The organism is Methylovulum psychrotolerans (assembly GCF_002209385.1).
GTDB classification, from domain to species: domain Bacteria; phylum Pseudomonadota; class Gammaproteobacteria; order Methylococcales; family Methylomonadaceae; genus Methylovulum; species Methylovulum psychrotolerans.
Genome location: NZ_CP022129.1, coordinates 1190839 through 1208314 on the forward strand (window position 1 = coordinate 1190839; position 17476 = coordinate 1208314).

At 50.9% G+C, this 17476-nt stretch carries 19 protein-coding genes; 14 read left to right on the forward strand and 5 right to left on the reverse strand.

Annotated features, from left to right (window positions below; translation table 11 throughout):
* Positions 1–43: 43 nt before the first annotated feature.
* The 6 genes from pilB to yacG are packed head-to-tail and all read left to right on the forward strand — an operon-like array spanning position 44 to position 5465.
* A complete protein-coding gene (gene pilB / locus CEK71_RS05350; protein WP_088618414.1) occupies positions 44–1753 on the forward strand; it encodes a type IV-A pilus assembly ATPase PilB in 1710 nt (569 codons plus the stop codon).
* Between the two features lie 2 nt (positions 1754–1755).
* On the forward strand, positions 1756–2976 hold the full coding sequence (locus CEK71_RS05355; RefSeq protein ID WP_088618415.1) for a type II secretion system F family protein: 1221 nt from the start codon (positions 1756–1758) through the stop codon (positions 2974–2976).
* Positions 2977–2995: 19 nt separating this feature from the next.
* Positions 2996–3868 carry a prepilin peptidase gene (locus CEK71_RS05360; RefSeq protein WP_088618416.1) on the forward strand — a complete coding sequence of 291 codons (873 nt, stop codon included), beginning with the start codon at positions 2996–2998 and terminating at the stop codon, positions 3866–3868.
* Positions 3869–3872: 4 nt separating this feature from the next.
* Complete coding sequence (gene coaE / locus CEK71_RS05365; RefSeq protein ID WP_088618417.1) at positions 3873–4475, forward strand: dephospho-CoA kinase; 603 nt, start codon at positions 3873–3875, stop codon at positions 4473–4475.
* A gap of 7 nt (positions 4476–4482) precedes the next feature.
* On the forward strand, positions 4483–5253 hold the full coding sequence (zapD, locus tag CEK71_RS05370) for a cell division protein ZapD (RefSeq protein ID WP_088618418.1): 771 nt from the start codon (positions 4483–4485) through the stop codon (positions 5251–5253).
* Positions 5253–5465 carry a DNA gyrase inhibitor YacG gene (yacG, locus tag CEK71_RS05375; RefSeq protein ID WP_088618419.1) on the forward strand — a complete coding sequence of 71 codons (213 nt, stop codon included), beginning with the start codon at positions 5253–5255 and terminating at the stop codon, positions 5463–5465. The genes zapD and yacG overlap by 1 nt, the downstream gene beginning before the upstream one ends.
* A gap of 178 nt (positions 5466–5643) precedes the next feature.
* On the opposite strand, the gene CEK71_RS05380 is transcribed toward yacG, so the two are convergent.
* The 5 genes from CEK71_RS05380 to rpsT form a co-directional block, all read right to left on the reverse strand.
* A complete protein-coding gene (locus CEK71_RS05380; RefSeq protein WP_088618420.1) occupies positions 5644–6579 on the reverse strand; it encodes a Nudix family hydrolase in 936 nt (311 codons plus the stop codon).
* Positions 6580–6597: 18 nt separating this feature from the next.
* On the reverse strand, positions 6598–7821 hold the full coding sequence (gene argJ, locus CEK71_RS05385) for a bifunctional glutamate N-acetyltransferase/amino-acid acetyltransferase ArgJ (RefSeq protein ID WP_088618421.1): 1224 nt from the start codon (positions 7819–7821) through the stop codon (positions 6598–6600).
* A 48-nt stretch (positions 7822–7869) separates the two neighbouring features.
* On the reverse strand, positions 7870–9012 hold the full coding sequence (locus CEK71_RS05390; protein WP_088618422.1) for a cation diffusion facilitator family transporter: 1143 nt from the start codon (positions 9010–9012) through the stop codon (positions 7870–7872).
* Positions 9012–9239: a sulfurtransferase TusA family protein gene (locus CEK71_RS05395; RefSeq protein WP_088618423.1), complete on the reverse strand. Its 228-nt coding sequence runs from the start codon at positions 9237–9239 to the stop codon at positions 9012–9014. Before CEK71_RS05395 ends, CEK71_RS05390 begins: the two co-directional genes overlap by 1 nt.
* A 271-nt stretch (positions 9240–9510) precedes the next feature.
* Positions 9511–9783: a 30S ribosomal protein S20 gene (rpsT, locus tag CEK71_RS05400; RefSeq protein ID WP_088618424.1), complete on the reverse strand. Its 273-nt coding sequence runs from the start codon at positions 9781–9783 to the stop codon at positions 9511–9513.
* A 96-nt stretch (positions 9784–9879) separates the two neighbouring features.
* Between rpsT and murJ the strand changes: the two genes are divergently transcribed.
* The 8 genes from murJ (at position 9880) to CEK71_RS05435 (ending at position 17389) form a co-directional block, all read left to right on the forward strand.
* The gene (gene murJ / locus CEK71_RS05405) at positions 9880–11439 is read left to right on the forward strand and encodes a murein biosynthesis integral membrane protein MurJ (RefSeq protein ID WP_088618425.1); all 1560 of its coding nucleotides are present in this window, start codon (positions 9880–9882) and stop codon (positions 11437–11439) included.
* Between the two features lie 105 nt (positions 11440–11544).
* A complete protein-coding gene (gene ribF, locus CEK71_RS05410; protein WP_088618426.1) occupies positions 11545–12498 on the forward strand; it encodes a bifunctional riboflavin kinase/FAD synthetase in 954 nt (317 codons plus the stop codon).
* Entirely contained in the window at positions 12459–12935 is a 477-nt protein-coding gene (locus tag CEK71_RS05415) for a type II toxin-antitoxin system VapC family toxin (protein ID WP_157679008.1), read from the forward strand. The genes ribF and CEK71_RS05415 overlap by 40 nt, the downstream gene beginning before the upstream one ends.
* Positions 12932–13141, forward strand: coding sequence for a hypothetical protein (locus tag CEK71_RS05420; protein ID WP_088618428.1), 210 nt, complete (start codon positions 12932–12934; stop codon positions 13139–13141). The genes CEK71_RS05415 and CEK71_RS05420 overlap by 4 nt, the downstream gene beginning before the upstream one ends.
* A 57-nt stretch (positions 13142–13198) precedes the next feature.
* Positions 13199–13369 carry a hypothetical protein gene (locus CEK71_RS22435; RefSeq protein WP_157679010.1) on the forward strand — a complete coding sequence of 57 codons (171 nt, stop codon included), beginning with the start codon at positions 13199–13201 and terminating at the stop codon, positions 13367–13369.
* Positions 13370–13423: 54 nt separating this feature from the next.
* Positions 13424–16348 carry an isoleucine--tRNA ligase gene (gene ileS, locus CEK71_RS05425; RefSeq protein WP_088618429.1) on the forward strand — a complete coding sequence of 975 codons (2925 nt, stop codon included), beginning with the start codon at positions 13424–13426 and terminating at the stop codon, positions 16346–16348.
* Positions 16341–16823: a signal peptidase II gene (lspA, locus tag CEK71_RS05430; protein ID WP_088618430.1), complete on the forward strand. Its 483-nt coding sequence runs from the start codon at positions 16341–16343 to the stop codon at positions 16821–16823. Before ileS ends, lspA begins: the two co-directional genes overlap by 8 nt.
* A gap of 101 nt (positions 16824–16924) precedes the next feature.
* Positions 16925–17389: a copper resistance protein NlpE gene (locus CEK71_RS05435; RefSeq protein ID WP_088618431.1), complete on the forward strand. Its 465-nt coding sequence runs from the start codon at positions 16925–16927 to the stop codon at positions 17387–17389.
* Positions 17390–17476: the final 87 nt, after the last annotated feature.

Below are 17476 nucleotides of genomic sequence, written 5' to 3' on the forward strand. Positions count from 1 at the left end.
AATTGCTCTATATTTTTAATGATGATAAAAACTGACCTAACGCATGGCTACTGAACCGACTGACATTCAACTAAGAGGGCTTGCCAAATTATTGGTCCAAGAAGGGCTGCTCACGGAAAGCCAAGCCAGAAACAACATTAAAGAAGCCAAAGAAAATAAAGTCCAACTGATTAGTCACTTAGTCGCCAATAAGGTTGTTGACAGCAACACCATCGCCCAAAAAGCGTCTGTTGAATTTGGCCTGCCGTTTTTGGATTTGGATGCGGTTGACTGCCATAGTTTACCCATTGCCTTAATTAACGAAAAACTCATCCGCAAACACCATGTCTTACCGCTATTGCAACGTGGCAAGACTTTATTTATTGCGGTATCCGACCCGACCAACCATTTGGGTGTGGAAGATATCAAGTTTCAGACGTTGATGCGTCCGGAACTGATTCTGGTTGAAGAAAGTAAACTCAGCCGCGCCATTGAAATTGCTTTGGAAGTCCCCGAAACCACCATGATGGATTTGCTGGACTCGGACTTGGACAATGTTAACTTAGGGGCCGACGATGGGGCGGTAGTGGTTGACGGCAATTCGGATGCCGACGAGGCACCGATCGTCCGGTTCGTCAATAAAGTGCTGTTGGACGCCATCAAAAAAGGCGCGTCCGACATCCACATGGAACCTTACGAAAAAAACTTCCGGATCCGCTTCCGGCAAGACGGTATGCTCTACGCCATCGCCAGCCCGCCCGTTAATATCTCCACGCGCATCATCTCGCGGGTTAAGGTCATGTCGCGCATGGACATTGCCGAACGTCGCGTCCCCCAAGACGGGCGTATCAAACTGTTATTGTCAAAAACCAGGGCCATTGACTTTCGGGTCAATACCTGCCCGACTTTGTTTGGCGAAAAAGTGGTATTGCGTATTCTCGACCCCACTGCCGCGCAACTGGGCATTGAAAAACTGGGTTTTGAGCCTGAGCAGCAACAACTGTTCCTCAAAGCCATCCATAAACCTTATGGCTTGGTACTGGTAACTGGCCCTACGGGTAGCGGCAAAACGGTATCGCTGTACACAGGGCTAAATATCCTCAACAGCATCGACCGTAACATTTCCACCGCCGAAGACCCGGTGGAAATTACCGTCGAAGGCATTAACCAGGTCAACGTCAACAACAAGGCCGGGCTGACTTTTGCCGCCGCGCTGAAAGCCTTTTTACGGCAAGACCCTGATGTTATTATGGTCGGTGAGATCCGCGATTTGGAAACCGCCGATATTGCCGTCAAAGCCGCCCAAACCGGCCATTTGGTATTGTCCACCCTACATACCAACGACGCGCCGCAAACGCTCAACCGGCTAATGCAAATGGGGGTAGCCCCTTTTAACATCGTCTCGGCGGTCAACCTGATCATGGCGCAACGGCTGGCCCGCCGCCTCTGCGAACGTTGTAAAGCCCCTATTAAATTTCCCGACAAACTGTTATTGGAGGCGGGTTTTACCGAAGAGGAACTGCCTGACTTGCAACTGTTCGCCCCAGTCGGTTGTGATAACTGCACTAATGGCTATAAAGGCCGGGTGGGCATTTATCAGGTTATGACCTTAAGCGAAAAAATGTGCGAATTGATTTTGGAAGGCGGCAACTCCTTACAACTGACCCAACTGGCGAAAGCCGAGGGCATTAACGACTTGCGTGCTTCTGGACTGAATAAAGTCCGTATGGGCGTAACTAGCCTACAAGAAATTGACCGAGTAACCAAGGAGTAGACATGGCAGAGAAAACCGACCAAATTGATTTTGTCTGGCAAGGTCTGGACAAGGTAAAAAATAAAACCAAAGGCGAAATTTCCGCCATCAGCGAAGTGGTCGCCAAAGCCGAATTACGGCGGCAGGGCTTTCGCGTCACCAGCATCAAGAAAAAAGCCAAACCGCTGTTCGGCGCCCGGCCAAAACCCATCACACCCGGCGACATCGCCATTTTTGCCCGCCAATTGGCGACCATGATGGGGGCAGGTTTACCCTTAGTACAGGCGATTGACATCGTCGGGCGCGGCCACGAAAACCCCAGTATGCAAGCCATGCTGATGAAGATAAAAGGCGATATTGAGGCGGGCGATACCTTAGCAGAGGCCTTGCAACGGCATCCTATCCAGTTTGACGAACTGTTTTGCAACTTGGTGCGGGCAGGTGAACAAGCCGGTGTATTGGAATCCTTACTCGATAAGGTCGCCACTTATAAAGAAAAATCCGAGTCCATGAAAAAGAAAATCAAAAAGGCCCTCACCTACCCTATCGCCGTATTGGTGGTGGCGTTTTTGGTGACGGCCATTTTGCTGTTGTTTGTGGTGCCGGTGTTCGAAGACTTGTTCAAAAGCTTTGGTGCAGACTTACCGGCCTTTACCCGTATGGTCATCGACATGTCGGCATGGTTGCAAGCGTGGTGGTATGTGGTACTGGGGATTTTGCTCGGCGCTTATTACACCTTTGATTTTTTCAAAAAACGCTCCAAGGCCTTCAACCATTTTCTTGACCGGATGCTCTTGCAAGTTCCCGTCGTCGGATTGATTATCAACAAATCCGCGATCGCCCGCTTTGCGCGTACCTTATCCACCATGTCCGCCGCCGGTTTACCGCTGGTTGAGGCATTAGTCTCCGTAGCAGGGTCTTGCGGTAACATTATTTATGCCGAAGCCGTTATGAAAATGCGTGAAGATGTCGCCAACGGCCAGCGCTTACAGTTTGCCATGCAGCAGACCGGAATATGGCCGCACATGGTGCAGCAAATGGTCGCCATTGGTGAAGAGGCCGGCTCTATGGATGCCATGCTATCGAAAGTAGCCGACTTTTACGAAGAAGAAGTGGATAACTTGGTAGACAATTTAAGCAGCCTGATGGAACCCATTATCATGGTCATCTTGGGTATTCTGGTCGGCGGCCTGATTGTCGCCATGTATCTGCCGATCTTCAAGCTCGGCGCTGTCGTCAGCTAAGCCTTTCACATAACAGCATATGATAGAGCTCCTAGACATATTATTCCGCTCGCCCTTGCTCTGTACGGCATTGGCAGGCGTGGTCGGCTTGCTGGTAGGCAGCTTCCTGAACGTCGTCATCTACCGCCTGCCGGTCATGATGCAGCGCAGTTGGCGCAAGGAATGCCTGGAATATCTGGAATTGCCGCCTGAACCTGAGGCGGCACCATTCAACTTGGCCTTGCCGCCCTCACGCTGCCCGGCTTGCGATGCCCCAATAAAAGCCTACCAAAACATTCCGGTAGTCAGTTATCTCGTCTTACAAGGTAAATGCGCCCACTGCCGCAACCCCATTGCCTTGCGTTACCCGCTCTTAGAAGCCTTCACCGCCCTACTGTCAATCGCTGTCGCTTGGCATTTCGGCTATAGCCTTCAAACCGTGTTTGCACTGTTACTGACTTGGGCCTTAGTCGCCTTGAGCTTTATTGATATCGACCACCAATTGCTGCCCGACTCGATTACCCTGCCCATGCTATGGCTAGGCCTGCTGCTGAACGTTTTTGGCGTGTTTACCGATAGCCATGCCAGCATTATCGGGGCGGCGGCGGGTTATTTGGCGTTGTGGTCGGTCTTCCAACTGTTTAAACTGCTGACGGGCAAAGAAGGTATGGGTTATGGCGACTTTAAGCTGCTGGCCTTATTCGGTGCTTGGCTGGGCTGGCAAGTATTGCCGTTAATCATCCTCTTATCGTCGCTGGTCGGTACTGTCGTCAGCATTGCCGTGCTGCTCATCGCCAAACGCGACCACCGCATCCCCATACCCTTCGGGCCTTATTTGGCCTTGGCGGGCTGGATTGCCTTATTATGGGGCACGGACATCAATAAGCTGTATTTGGCCGTATCCGGCTTATGATCCCATGTTAAAAGTCGGCCTCACCGGCGGCATAGGTTGCGGAAAAACCACCGTCTCAGAATTATTCGCCGAATTGGGCGTAGCCGTTATTGATGCCGACCTCATCGCCCGCCGCCTAGTCCAGCCCGGCCAACCGGCCTTAAGGCAAATTGTGGCGATGTGGGGAAAAGACATGCTGGAGAGTGACGGTTCGCTCAACCGCAGTCGGTTACGCGAGCGGGTATTTAGCCAACCAGAAACCAAACAAGCTCTGGAAGCCCTATTGCATCCCTTAATTTTTCAAGCCATGCGCACGGAAATGGCAGTGCTTAACAACCCTTATTGCCTACTCGCCATACCCTTATTGTTCGAAACCCAAATGACGGCTCTAGCCGACCGGATATTGGTGATCGATTGCCCGACCCAGTTGCAAATTGAGCGCGTACGCCGCCGCGACCAATTATCTACCGGGCAAATTGAGGCGATTATTGCCAGCCAAGTTTCCCGTGAATACCGCCTTGCCCATGCTGACGACCTGATAGAAAACACGGCCAGCAACGACAAACTTGCAGAAGATGTCAAAAAACTGCACAATTTATACCTTTCATTCAGCAATTGCCAGGATTAACTTGTCTGTGAACAACACCATTACCTATGAATTCCCGCTCAATGAACGTATCCGCGTATTCATCAGGTTAGAACAACTCTTTCAACAATTCGGCCACTTTTCAGCAGGTGCGACTGTGGCCGACAAACGTGCCGCCATCAGCGCCCTGCTCGACATCATGTCCATTTTTAGACGCAATGACCTAAAATCAGAAGTATTAAAAGAACTTGACCGCAACACTAAAGTGCTGGGAAAAATGGCCCACAATGAGGGCATTGATGCCGATAAACTGGAAAACATCCTTGCCGAAGCTGCGTTTATCAGCAAAAACCTCTATGCTGTGACCGGAAAAATCGGTATGAACGTCATGGAAAGCGACCTGTTCCAAAGCATCACCCAACGCAGTTCCATTCCGGGCGGCACCTGCTCGTTTGATTTGCCCGAATACCACCATTGGCTAGAGCAAGATGCCGCCTATTGCCGAAAGGATTTGGAGTTGTGGAGCAATCCTTTTCATGACATCCGCACCGCCATCGCACTGGTATTGAACTTGATCCGCCATAGTAACTCCCCCACTGAAGAAGTGGCGGTGGCAGGCTTTTTCCAATTCACCCCTGACCGTAACCAAACTTTCCAACTCCTGAAAGTTAGCCTGGATAAATCCCTGCCCTGCTTTGCCGAAATCAGCGGCGGCAAGCACCGTTGCACCATCCGCTTTATGGTGCCGCCGGAAGATGACAAACGTCCGACCCAAAGCCCTGATGACATTCCTTTCCAACTGACTTGTTGCCTATTCTGATGTCTGCCTCCAGCAAACCCCTCACCGTTGCTTGCCCTACTTGCAAAACCCCTGTTGCGTGGTTGCCTGAGCAAGTGTTCCGGCCATTTTGTTCGCAGCGCTGCAAATTGATCGACTTAGGCGAATGGGCAATGGAAGAAAAACGCATTCCGGGCGAGCCTCTCCTTGACGGTGACGAAGAAGACGGCGACCATCCTATTTGGCAATCCTAAGTTTACCGAGCCACCACCCACTTGAAATTTTAGGCGCTGACCGTTTACGGACGGGAAGCCCGAAATTGCCAAACACAGCAACAGCAAAAAAGCCTTGTCCTTAAATCAAGGCTTTTTAAAAGCTGCCGTTATAGCAAAGTCCCCGTTATCCTGTCTTTAACGGGCAGACAACCAGACTTTAAACCAAAAATGCCCGGATCGAAGCGATGCCTTGCGCCCCGGCTTGCCGCGCCATAGTCAGTGACGTTAAGGCCATGCCGCCTAAAGCATACACCGGTAAATTAACCCCCGCCACCCACTCAGAAAAAGCCCCCCACCCTAAAGCATCAGCATCCGGATGGGTCAGGGTCGGCAAAACGGGCGCCAACACGGCAAAATCCGCCCCTATAGCTTGGGCGTACCGCAATTCATCAGCATTATGGCAAGAAGCCGCCAACCAACGGACATTTTTAGGACGCTGTTTCAATACCCGCAAATCTTGGCTGGTCAAATGGATGCCCTGCACCAACGGATGCTCCGCCAGACCCAATGACGAGTTAACCAGCACGGTTATGCCCCGCCCTTGACCACTGACATTAAGTTCATCCAAAAACGCCGCCACAACCGCCCTAGGCAACCCCTTAGCGCGAATCTGCACCAATGTTGCGCCACTGGCGATAATTTTCTGCCAATGCACCCGCAACCCCGCTCCGTTCTCCGCTTCCAAAATGGCGTAATAAGGCGGCAATTGCACGGCGGCGATAATGGGCCGGTTCGCAGCCGGAAACGTATAAGCCGCCAAATCTTCCGGCTCCACCCAACGTACCGGTTGGCCTTCGTTACCACGCGCCAGCCCCGAAAACCCGCTGACTTCAAATACCAGCAACTGCACTTCACGTTCGGGGTATTGGTGGCAGATACTGATTAACGGCGTTGCCGACTGCACCGTAATATCCAACTCCTCTTTCAACTCGCGCCGCAACGCTTGGTCGGCGGTTTCACCCACCTCCAGCTTGCCGCCGGGAAATTCCCATAAACCGCCTTGATGTAGGGTGGGGGCGCGTAAAGCGATCAATATTTGTCCGGCGGCGTTACGCACCACACCAACGGCCACCTGCATACGTTGTTTGCGCATTATCGCCCCTATCTGCCATCATGTCCGATATTCGGCATTGATCTTGACATAATCGTAAGAAAAATCACAAGTCAACACTTCTTGACTGACCCCGCCACGCCCTAAACTCACCGTAACCGTAATCTCTTCCTTATCCATTACCGCTTGCCCCGCCTCTTCGGTATAATCCGCCGCTCGGCCACCCCGTCTGACGATACACACATCGCCCAGATAAATCTGCACCGCCTCCAGCACTAAATCGCTAACGCCGGCCCGTCCGACTGCCGCCAAAATCCGCCCCCAATTGGCATCACTGGCAAAAAAGGCGGTTTTTACCAAAGGCGAATGGGCAATGGTCTTAGCCACTTGCACCGCTTCATCAACGGTCGCCGCCTCCGTCACCACAATCCGCATCAGCTTGGTCGCCCCTTCGCCATCACGGACAATCAACTCCGCCAATTGCTTAGCCACCTCCATAACGGCGGCGGCGAACAGCCGATAATGTTCAGAATCTGCGTGTAGCTCCGGCACTGCCGAATAACCGCTGGCCATCAGCACACAGGCATCATTGGTGGAAGTATCGCCATCGACTGTAATCCGGTTAAAAGACTGTCCGACTGCCTCTGTCAGACACTGCTGCAATAACTTTTGGCTGATTTTCGCATCCGTTGCCATAAAGCCCAACAAGGTCGCCATATTGGGATGGATCATCCCCGCCCCTTTGGCAATACCGTTAATGGTAATGGTCTGGCCGTCCAATTCCAGTACCCGGCTCACACCTTTAGGAAAAGTATCGGTAGTCATAATCGCCCGCGCCGCCTGTAGCCAGTGATCTTCCGCCGTATCTAACATCGCCAGCGGTAACACGACCATCATTTTATCTATCGGCAAAGGTTGGCCAATGACCCCTGTGGAAAACGGCAATACTTGCTTAGTATCACACCCCACCAATTCGGCTAAGCTGGCACAAACCATTAAGGCATCCTGTATCCCCTGCTCACCTGTACCCGCATTGGCATTGCCTGAGTTAACCATCAGCCAACGGGGCTGTTGCGACAAATGTGCTTTAGCAATCTGCACTGGGGCGGCACAAAAGGCATTTTGGGTAAACACAGCCGCACAACTTGCCTGCTCCGGCAGGGCTATCAATAACAAATCATCTTTTAGGGTGTTTTTGATGCCGGCACAAGCCGTACCTAAAGTGATGCCCGCCACGGGCGGCATTGCTGGAAAGTCACATTGACCTTGCTGTCCTACAGCCATAATAATCCTCGTTTTAATTGACCGGAATGCGCGGGCATCCCGAAAAGTTTATAGTTTAAAAAATACCACTAACTGATTCAGTTGCGGCACTTGCATCTGCAACAATTCGCATTGCGCCTTAACAAGCGCCAAGCTTTCCGCCTGCGCCGATAAGGCCAAAGGCAAAATCAATTCCACCTCAGTCTGTCTGTCCAAATAATGCAGCCGGAACTCAAGCCCCGCCGCCATATCGCCCAAATAAGCATCAAGCAAATCCTGTACCGCCGCCCTCGATAAAGCGGGTTCCTGATAGCTAAAGTCTTGGTCATCTTCGGGGTCGACATGCACCAACACATCCAGCACGTCATCAAAACGGCTAATCAGCACATCCCTGACCGCGTCACCGATACAATGGCCCTCGGATACGGTAATGCGCGGATCAACGACAATATGGGCATCGATATAGGCATCTTCGCCCATACGGCGGGTACGCAACAGATGGATACCTTTCACCCCTTCGACGCTTAAGATCACCTGCCGGATCTGCGCCACCAACGACGGCGGTAACGAGGTGTCAACCAATTCCTTAATGCTGTCGAACACCAGATTAAGGCCGATTTTGGCGACCATCAGCGCCACCACCGCCGCCGCAACCGCATCGGCAAACGGATAGCCCTGCAAGACACCGACAATACCGCACAACACCACCAAGGAAGACAGCGCATCACTGCGTTGGTGCCAAGCGTTCGCCAACAATAATTTTGAACGGGTGGTTTTGGCTATGCGCTTCGTATAGTGATAAAGCCATTCATTGAGCAAAATAGATAAAGCGGCAATACCCAATGTCATCGGTTCGGGAGTCGGCAAATGCTCAGGATGGTGTACGCGCTCCAACACATGCCAAATAATCGCCGCGCCAATGGCGACCAAACTCAGCCCCAAAATGACCGTGGCGATAGTCTCAAAACGCCGATGCCCGTAGGGATGGTCCGGGTCGGCCGCACGGCTGCCGAACCTGACCGCGATAATCACCAGCAAATCACTGAGCAAATCCGATAAGGAATGGATGCCGTCAGCAACCAAAGCCGCCGATTGCCCCACAATACCGAACGTCAGTTTAATCGCCGTCTGCAAGATATTAACCAAAGCCCCGACCAGACTGGCGCGTCTTTTTAGGCGTTCAGCCATTACCTCACTGGACACCGCCGCCATTACGCACCCACCTCCAAAATAATAAAATACTCATGGTCGGCAGACCGTGTGGCCAGTACCTTATGGCCGTTAATCCGGCACCAGGCCGGAATATCTTGCATAATACCGGGATCAGTACCTACCACCTCCAAAATGTCGCCGGGCGACAATTGCTTGACCTTATCTTGGGTGCGGATAACCGGTAAAGGGCAGAGTAAACGGCGGGTATTAAGGGTATGTGTCGTCATGGCGATAGTCACTGGGTTGGCAACCTAATTAAGCTGGAAAGAATAGTTTAATTATAACGCGGTATTGCCAAGCCTTAGCGGATTTGCGGCAACCGTCACGCGATAGCAGACAAGGGCTATAGGCCAGAGAGCAGATTTTTTGCCCATCGATGACGACAGGCATTGCCGAGACTAAAAGCTCAAATGACAGGTGGGAAGGGCAACCCCTAAATTTTTGGCAACAAAAAAGGCCGGATTTTTGACAAATCCGGCCTTTTTTATCAGTAACTTGTTACTCAGCAAGAACCAGTGCTTTTACTTTTGAATTCAGTCTGCTTTTGCTGCGTGCGGCCTTATTTTTGTGGATAATGCCTTTGTTAACTGCGGAATCGATAATGGGCACAGCCGTTTTATACGCTGCTTGCGCCAATTCCTTGTCGCCCGCCCGTACTGCGGCAATGACCTTTTTAATGAAGGTGCGTAAGTTGCTGCGTTGTCCTGCGTTGCGAATACGGCTTTTTTCCGCTTGTTTCGCGCGCTTTTTAGCTTGTGCTGTATTAGCCATGGTGTCTCGGTTTTTTCAAGTTAAGTAAAATAGCCGTGTATTATCTTTTTAAATGTTATTATTGTCAAACTTTTTAGCGAGTTACGGAGCCGAAGATTGAGCAGGCAACTTTTTAAAGCCACCGCCGCCGTTAGCGGCCTGACACTGCTGTCCCGATTGCTGGGATTTGTCCGCGATATGCTGATTGCGCGGCTGTTTGGTGTGGACGTGGCGACCGATGCGTTCTTTGTCGCGTTTAAGCTTCCCAACTTTCTGCGCCGGTTATTTACCGAAGGCGCGTTCGCCCATGCCTTTATCCCGGTTTTGGCAGAGTATCAAGCACAAAATGACCCGGCTGCGGTGCGTCAGTTTATCAGCAAATCCGCCAGTATGTGGGCTTTTATGTTGTTAGTGCTGACCATCATCGGTGTGCTGGCTGCGCCCTTGCTGATTTTATTGCTGGCTCCAGGCTTTAATTGGCAAGGCCCGCAACACGATTTGGCGGTACTGATGTTGCAGATCACCTTCCCTTACCTGCTGTTTATCGCCTTAGTCGCCTTTGCCGGAGGGATTTTAAACGCCCACCATCAGTTTATTGTCCCGGCCTTCACCCCTGCCCTACTCAATATCAGCATGATTGCCGCCGCCATTTGGCTAGCCCCTCTACTGGCCGAACCCGTCACCGCGCTGGCATGGGGCGTACTGATTGCCGGCCTCGCCCAACTGGCACTGCAAATCCCGCCGCTCATGCGCTTAGGCCTGTTGCCACGCTGGCAACTGGATTTTCGGGATGAGGGGGTCAAGCGCCTGTTTAAGCGCGTTGTCCCGGCCATTTTTAGCGTCTCGGTGACACAAATCAATTTACTACTGGATACCTTAATCGCCTCCTTCCTAACCGTCGGCAGCGTTTCTTGGCTGTATTATTCCGACCGTTTGGTGGAATTTCCGCAAGGCCTATTAGGTTTGGCCTTAGGTACGGTCATCTTGCCGCAATTGGCTAAACACCACGCCCAAGCCGACCCCAAGGCTTTTTCCAACGCCTTAGATTGGGGCTTGCGGCTGGTGTTACTGACAGGCATTCCGGCCACTCTCGGCCTGATCCTGCTAGCCGAACCCATGTTGGCGACGCTGTTCCAATATGATGAATTTACCCATACCGATGTGCAACTGGCCGGACAAAGCCTGCAAGCTTACGCTCTAGGCCTACTGGGCTTTTTAATGATCAAAGTGCTGGTGCCGGGCTTTACCGCCCGCCAAGACCTCACCACCCCTTTACGTTACGGCAGCTATGCGATGGTGATTAGTCTAGCAGGCAATGTCCTGGCGATACCGCTCGCCCATGCCGGACTGGCCTTAGCCACCTCCTTAGGGGCACTTATCAACGCCCTGCTCTTACTGAACAAATTACGCCAAGAGCGCGTCTATCAGGCCGCCCCCGGTTGGGTGCTGTTTTTGGTACGGGTACTGCTGGCCAGTACGGCAATGGCGGCCTATCTGCACTACGGCGTAACCATTGATGATTGGCAACACTGGCACACCACGGCGCGGATAGTGAATTTGCTGAAAGTCATCCTGCTCGGCGCAGGCGTTTATGGTGCCATTTTGCTAATAACAGGCTTAAGACTACGGCATTTAAGCGTAGCCCATGATAAGATAAATAATTTTTTATCATCGTAAGCTAAGCGCCCGCGCCGCCCGTAACCGACCGGGTACTGCAAACGCGGAAAATGCGCCCCACCCAGCGGCGGGGTACGGATTGAAAGGACTGAAGACCATTGAAACATGCACTTAATTAGAGGACTGGCACAATTAAAACCTTTCGTGGACGGGTGCGTACTGACGATAGGCAATTTTGACGGCTTACATCTAGGCCATAAGGCCGTGATCGAAAAACTGGTGGCGCGGGGCGAAGCCTTAGGCTTGCCTGTGGTCATTATGATTTTTGAGCCGCAACCGCTGGAATATTTCTTAAAGGATAACGAACCCTCACGCCTCAGTGCCTTGCGCGATAAAGTGATCCAATTCAGCGGCCTGCCCGTGGATTATTTGCTGATAGCGCGGTTTAACCGCCAATTTGCCGATGTCGATGCCGACCAGTTTATTGATGAGATTTTGCTGAAAAAACTCAATATCAAACATCTGGTAGTCGGCGACGACTTTCATTTTGGCAAGGCGCGGCGCGGCAATTTTGCGTTGCTGAAAGCCAAAGGCCACCGCCACGGCTTTAGCGTTGAAGATACCGGCTCTTATCTGGCCGAAGGTTGCCGCGTCAGCAGCACCCTGATCCGTGATGCCCTAGCGGCAGGTGATTTGGTGCAGGCAGAACGCTTGCTGGGACGCAGCTATTCGATTTGCGGACGGGTCGCCCACGGCGACAAACGCGGGCGGACATTAGGCTACCCGACTGCAAATATCCGGTTATTCCGTAAAAACACCCCCATAAATGGGGTGTTTGCCGTGACCATGACCGGCATAGATGGCCAAGAAGTCATGGGCATCGCCAATGTCGGCAGCCGCCCTACCGTAGACGGCAGCTCTAAAGTGATATTAGAAACGCATTTGTTTAACTTCAACCGTGAAATATACGGGCGTTATGTGGAGGTGCATTTTAAGCACAAAATCCGCGATGAGCTGCGTTTCGCTTCGGTGGAGCAGCTAAAAGCCCAGATTGTTTTGGATGTGGCGGTGGCTAAGGAATGGCTGTCACAAAACTACCATTTAGAGCAAAGCAAGTGATGAAAATTTATATGGACAACTGCTGCTTGAACAGACCCTTTGATAACCAAGCTGATCTCAGGGTTCATCTGGAAGCGGAAGCAATAAAAACAATTATTACATTAGTTGAGCGGCAGATATGGCAATTAGTAAGTAGCCCTATTTTAAAATTTGAAATAGCAAAGTTAACCGATGAACCGCGAAAAATAGAACTAAGGCTAATGGAATCGCTGGCTAGCGAGGTGATTGAAATAAATTCCTCAATGATTAACAGAGCTAAACAATTTGAAAGTTTCGGCGTACAAGCGTTTGATGCCTTGCACTTGGCCTGTTCGGAAAATAATGCCGACATTTTCCTGACGGTCGATGATAAGTTTATAAAAAAGGCGCAAACTATTAATGGGCTAAAAATTACCGTCCGCAACCCCTTAGTCTGGCTTAATGAGGTTTTACCATGAGTGTAATTGACTATAAAACAGAACAAGAAATCTACAAAACTGGTATTGACATGCTCTACCAAGGTCTTGGTGCGAGCGGCTTTATACGATTCATACAACAGTTTAACCAAGGCCACGGTAACTATGCCGAAGATCGCCAACAATGGCAACAACCGTATTCGGTCGATGCAATCTTATTGGAAATGAAAAACGAAACCTTGCCGTAGCTTAAAATTGCCCAGTGATTTACAGTGAAACCTATATTTCTTCAATGGAGATTGCTTTTGGATAAATTGCGCGTTTATGTGCCAACCACCCCTGCCATTGAACAACAAAGGGACACGCTTCGTAACAGGGTTAAGGAAGCTGAATCGAATTACGCGACGGGACACGTGGCAACAGGCAATATTGCTGATTTGTTCAAGGCTTTAGACGATGAAAGTAGAGTTGATTGATATTGGCACTCATTGACGTGTATTAAAAAATTTAAAAGATAAGAGCTTATAAAAATGGATTACAAAAAGACCCTAAACCTACCCAACACCGCATTTCCGATGAAAGGCAATCTGGCGCAACGTGAGCCGGAGCAGTTGAAAAAATGGCAACAATTGGAATTGTATAAAAAAATCCGTGCCAACCGTGCGGGTAAGCCGCTGTTTGTACTGCATGATGGCCCGCCTTATGCCAACGGTGAAATCCATATCGGCCATGCGGTCAATAAAGTATTAAAAGACATTATCATCAAAGCCAAAACCCTCAGCGGTTTTGACGCGCCTTATATTCCCGGCTGGGATTGCCACGGCCTGCCTATTGAATTGCAGGTGGAGAAAAAAGTCGGCAAGGCGGGGGTTAAAGTCTCCCCGGCCATTTTCCGCAAAGCCTGCCGCGAATACGCGGGCAAACAAGTCAGCCTGCAAAAGGACGCATTTGTGCGCTTAGGCATTTTCGGCGATTGGGAACAGCCGTATTTGACGATGGATTTTAAATTCGAGGCCGATATTGTCCGCTCCCTCGGCAGGATCAACGCTAAAGGCCACATCACCAAAGGTGCGAAGCCTGTACATTGGTGCACCGACTGTGGTTCGGCCTTGGCGGAAGCGGAAGTGGAGTATGAAAATAAAGACTCGCCTGCGATTGATGTACGTTTTACAGTAGTCGATAAATATAAAAATGACTTTTTAAGCTGTTTTAAACTGAACGATTCTGATAAGAGCTTTAATAAAAACCATTTTCCTGTCTCTATAGTGATATGGACAACTACACCTTGGACTTTGCCTGCTAATCAGGCGGTTGCATTAAATGCTAATTTGACTTACGGCTTGGTTGAATACAAAGGCAAAGACAATGATGAACCTAGCGAATATATAGTTTTAGTAGCAGAAGAAAATAACGATGGAACGACAAGAGTTTCATCTCGTATCACAGGACGTTATACCGATAAGGACTGTGAACAGCATGGATATTGTAAAGGTGGGGATTTAGTAAATTTCATAAATACGCTTAATGATAAAGACGCACATCCAAATATATTACAACATCCATTTTATGATGACCGACAAGTTCCTCTTATTCTTAGCGACCATGTAACTACAGATACTGGAACAGGCGCGGTTCATATTGCTCCAGCACATGGACAAGAAGATTATGTTGTCGGCCGCGCCTATGGTTTACCTGTTGATTGTCCTGTTGATAGCAATGGTGTATTAACCGCCCCGCTATTTGCAGGTCAACAAGTGTTCACTGCCAACGATCAAATCGTAAAAAAACTGGAGGAACTGAAAAAGTTACTCCCTGTGGCTAAAGAAAAAGATCGAATCATTAACCACAGCTACCCGCATTGCTGGCGGCACCACACCCCGATTATCTTCCGCGCCACCCCGCAATGGTTTATCTCTATGGACAAAAACCACTTGCGCGAGTTGGCCTTAAGCGCCGTCCAGCGCGTGGAATGGATTCCTGATTGGGGGCAAGCGCGTATCGAAAGCATGATGAATGGCCGCCCTGACTGGTGTATCTCGCGCCAGCGCACCTGGGGCGTGCCGATTACCTTTTTCGTCCATAAAGAAACTGGCGAGCTGCACCCGCGCACCGCCGAACTGGTCGAACAAGTCGCACAACTGATCGAGCAACAAGGCATAGAAGCATGGTTTGAACTGGACACGGCACAATTGTTGGGCGCGGAAGCCGAATTTTACGACAAAATGACCGACACCTTAGATGTCTGGTTCGATTCGGGTGTCACCCATGCCGCCGTATTGGAGCGGCGCAAAGAACTGCATTTCCCCGCCGATTTGTATCTGGAAGGCTCCGACCAGCATCGCGGCTGGTTCCAATCATCGTTGCTGGCCTCGGTCGCCATGAACGATGTCGCCCCTTATAAGGCCGTGCTGACCCACGGCTTTACGGTCGATGCCAAAGGCGAAAAAATGTCCAAATCCAAGGGCAACGTCATCCCGCCACAATCGGTGATGAAAAACCTCGGCGCGGATGTGCTGCGTTTATGGATAGCCTCCACCGATTATCGCGGCGAAATGCGCGTGTCCGATGAAATCCTAGAACGCACCTCCGACGGCTACCGCCGCTTGCGCAATACCGCACGGTTCCTGTTGTCCAATCTGGCTGATTTTGACCCCGCCCAGCATCTAGTTGCCACTAATGGTTTGCTAGATTTAGACCGTTGGATTGTAGACCGTGCCTATCTGTTGCAAGAAGAAGTCAAAGCCGCTTACGAAGCCTACCAGTTCCAACACATCTTCCAAAAAGTGCATCATTTTTGCGTGATTGATTTGGGCGGCTTTTATCTGGACATCATCAAAGACCGCCAATACACCGCCAAAACCGATGGCCTTGCCCGCCGTTCGGCGCAAACCGCCATGTACCATGTGTTGGAAGCACTGACCCGCTGGCTGGCGCCTATCATCAGCTACACCGCCGAGGAAATCTGGCATTACCTGCCCGGACAACACAGCGAATCGGTGTTTTTGGAGACCTGGTATGAAGGCTTGACGGCCCTGGATGAAACCTCACCGTTAAACCGTGACTTTTGGCAAAAAATTATGGCCATCCGCACCGAAGTCAGTAAAGAACTGGAAAAAAGCCGCGCCAGAGGCGAAATCGGTGCCTCCTTAAATGCGGAGCTGCACCTGTATGGCAATGCCGCCCAGCAAGCCGATTTAGGGCAACTGGCCGATGAACTGCATTTTATCTTCATCACCTCCAAAGCCACCGTACTGCCCGAACAAGCCGCGCCGGAAGATGCAGTCGCCAGCGAAATCGACGGCCTAAAAATCACAGTCGTGGCCTCGACCGAGCAAAAATGTGTACGCTGTTGGCATCAACGCGCCGATATTGGCGTAAATCCAGACCATCCCGAACTGTGCGGGCGTTGCGTTGACAACGTTGCAGGCACAGGGGAAGTGAGACATTATGCTTAAATGGTTATGGTTGTCAGCTTTGGCCTTAGTCTTAGACCAAGCCAGTAAAATCGGTATCTCCAGCACCATGCAGCTGTATGAGTCGATTGCCCTGATACCTTCGCTAAGCTTGACCTATGTGCATAATAAGGGCGCATCGTTCAGTTTCTTAAGCGAAGCGGGCGGCTGGCAACGCTGGCTATTTGCCGCCCTAGCCGCCATCGTCAGCACCACCTTAAGCATCTGGCTGGCACGGCTGCAAAAGCATGAAACCCTGCTGGCCGTGGCTATCGCCCTAATTTTAGGCGGCGCTATCGGCAACCTGATCGACCGCTTGATTTATGGCTACGTCATCGACTTTGTTGATTTTTATGTCGGCACTTGGCATTTCGCTATTTTCAATATCGCCGATGCCGCAATTAGCGTCGGCGTGGGGCTGATGCTACTGGAATCTCTGGGCGTGGGCAAACCCAAAGAAAGCGGCGTAACGCAGTAAATATCCCCATTATGCCCCTTAATGGGGCATAACAACACTAGCGACCAGACCCACACAAACAGCATCCACCTCTACATCGTCATTTTGCCAGGAGTTACACCATGCGGATATTAACCCCACCTTTTGCTTTGCTCGCCCTCATCACCCTGTGTTTGGGCAATGCCCCTGTGTTTGCCGAAAACCCAGACCCCCACGCCGCGCATCACGCACAAACCAGCATCGACTGGCCCGGCGTTTATTACGGCTTTACGCCATGCGCAGATTGCAAAGGGGTTAAAACCTCACTGGCCTTAAACAGTAACGGCAGCTACATCCTGATGACCCAAAATGTCGGCAAATCCGACCGGGAATTTGTCGAAAAGGGCAAATTCACTTGGCATGAGGATACCAAAACTATTATTCTGACCCCACGCAATAGCCCAAACTCACGCCACTATTTGGTCGGCGAAGATACCCTAACCCAGCTCGACAGCAACGGCAGCGTCATCACCGGAAAAAATGCCGACGGCTATATTTTGCGCCGGAATGCGCTGAGCCAACCACAAGCGGCGCATCCGAGCCATTAACCTTGCTAAGCGGATGTGCGGGAAAAATCCCCATCCCATCCGCGCCCATCCCCGCGTTTTACGCTATAATTAGCCCTTTTAACTCAA

What these genes read in the sequence shown, in the direction of transcription:
- CEK71_RS05395 (WP_088618423.1), bottom strand. Translation starts at nt 9,239, where the DNA reads ATGACGACACATACCCTTAATACCCGCCGTTTACTCTGCCCTTTACCG.
- lspA (WP_088618430.1), top strand. Translation starts at nt 16,341, where the DNA reads ATGCTTAAATGGTTATGGTTGTCAGCTTTGGCCTTAGTCTTAGACCAA.
- CEK71_RS05380 (WP_088618420.1), bottom strand. Translation starts at nt 6,579, where the DNA reads ATGCGCAAACAACGTATGCAGGTGGCCGTTGGTGTGGTGCGTAACGCC.
- coaE (WP_088618417.1), top strand. Translation starts at nt 3,873, where the DNA reads ATGTTAAAAGTCGGCCTCACCGGCGGCATAGGTTGCGGAAAAACCACC.
- yacG (WP_088618419.1), top strand. Translation starts at nt 5,253, where the DNA reads ATGTCTGCCTCCAGCAAACCCCTCACCGTTGCTTGCCCTACTTGCAAA.
- ribF (WP_088618426.1), top strand. Translation starts at nt 11,545, where the DNA reads ATGCACTTAATTAGAGGACTGGCACAATTAAAACCTTTCGTGGACGGG.
- rpsT (WP_088618424.1), bottom strand. Translation starts at nt 9,783, where the DNA reads ATGGCTAATACAGCACAAGCTAAAAAGCGCGCGAAACAAGCGGAAAAA.
- CEK71_RS05355 (WP_088618415.1), top strand. Translation starts at nt 1,756, where the DNA reads ATGGCAGAGAAAACCGACCAAATTGATTTTGTCTGGCAAGGTCTGGAC.
- argJ (WP_088618421.1), bottom strand. Translation starts at nt 7,821, where the DNA reads ATGGCTGTAGGACAGCAAGGTCAATGTGACTTTCCAGCAATGCCGCCC.
- CEK71_RS05420 (WP_088618428.1), top strand. Translation starts at nt 12,932, where the DNA reads ATGAGTGTAATTGACTATAAAACAGAACAAGAAATCTACAAAACTGGT.
- pilB (WP_088618414.1), top strand. Translation starts at nt 44, where the DNA reads ATGGCTACTGAACCGACTGACATTCAACTAAGAGGGCTTGCCAAATTA.
- ileS (WP_088618429.1), top strand. Translation starts at nt 13,424, where the DNA reads ATGGATTACAAAAAGACCCTAAACCTACCCAACACCGCATTTCCGATG.
- CEK71_RS05360 (WP_088618416.1), top strand. Translation starts at nt 2,996, where the DNA reads ATGATAGAGCTCCTAGACATATTATTCCGCTCGCCCTTGCTCTGTACG.
- CEK71_RS05390 (WP_088618422.1), bottom strand. Translation starts at nt 9,012, where the DNA reads ATGGCGGCGGTGTCCAGTGAGGTAATGGCTGAACGCCTAAAAAGACGC.
- CEK71_RS05435 (WP_088618431.1), top strand. Translation starts at nt 16,925, where the DNA reads ATGCGGATATTAACCCCACCTTTTGCTTTGCTCGCCCTCATCACCCTG.
- CEK71_RS05415 (WP_157679008.1), top strand. Translation starts at nt 12,459, where the DNA reads ATGGCTGTCACAAAACTACCATTTAGAGCAAAGCAAGTGATGAAAATT.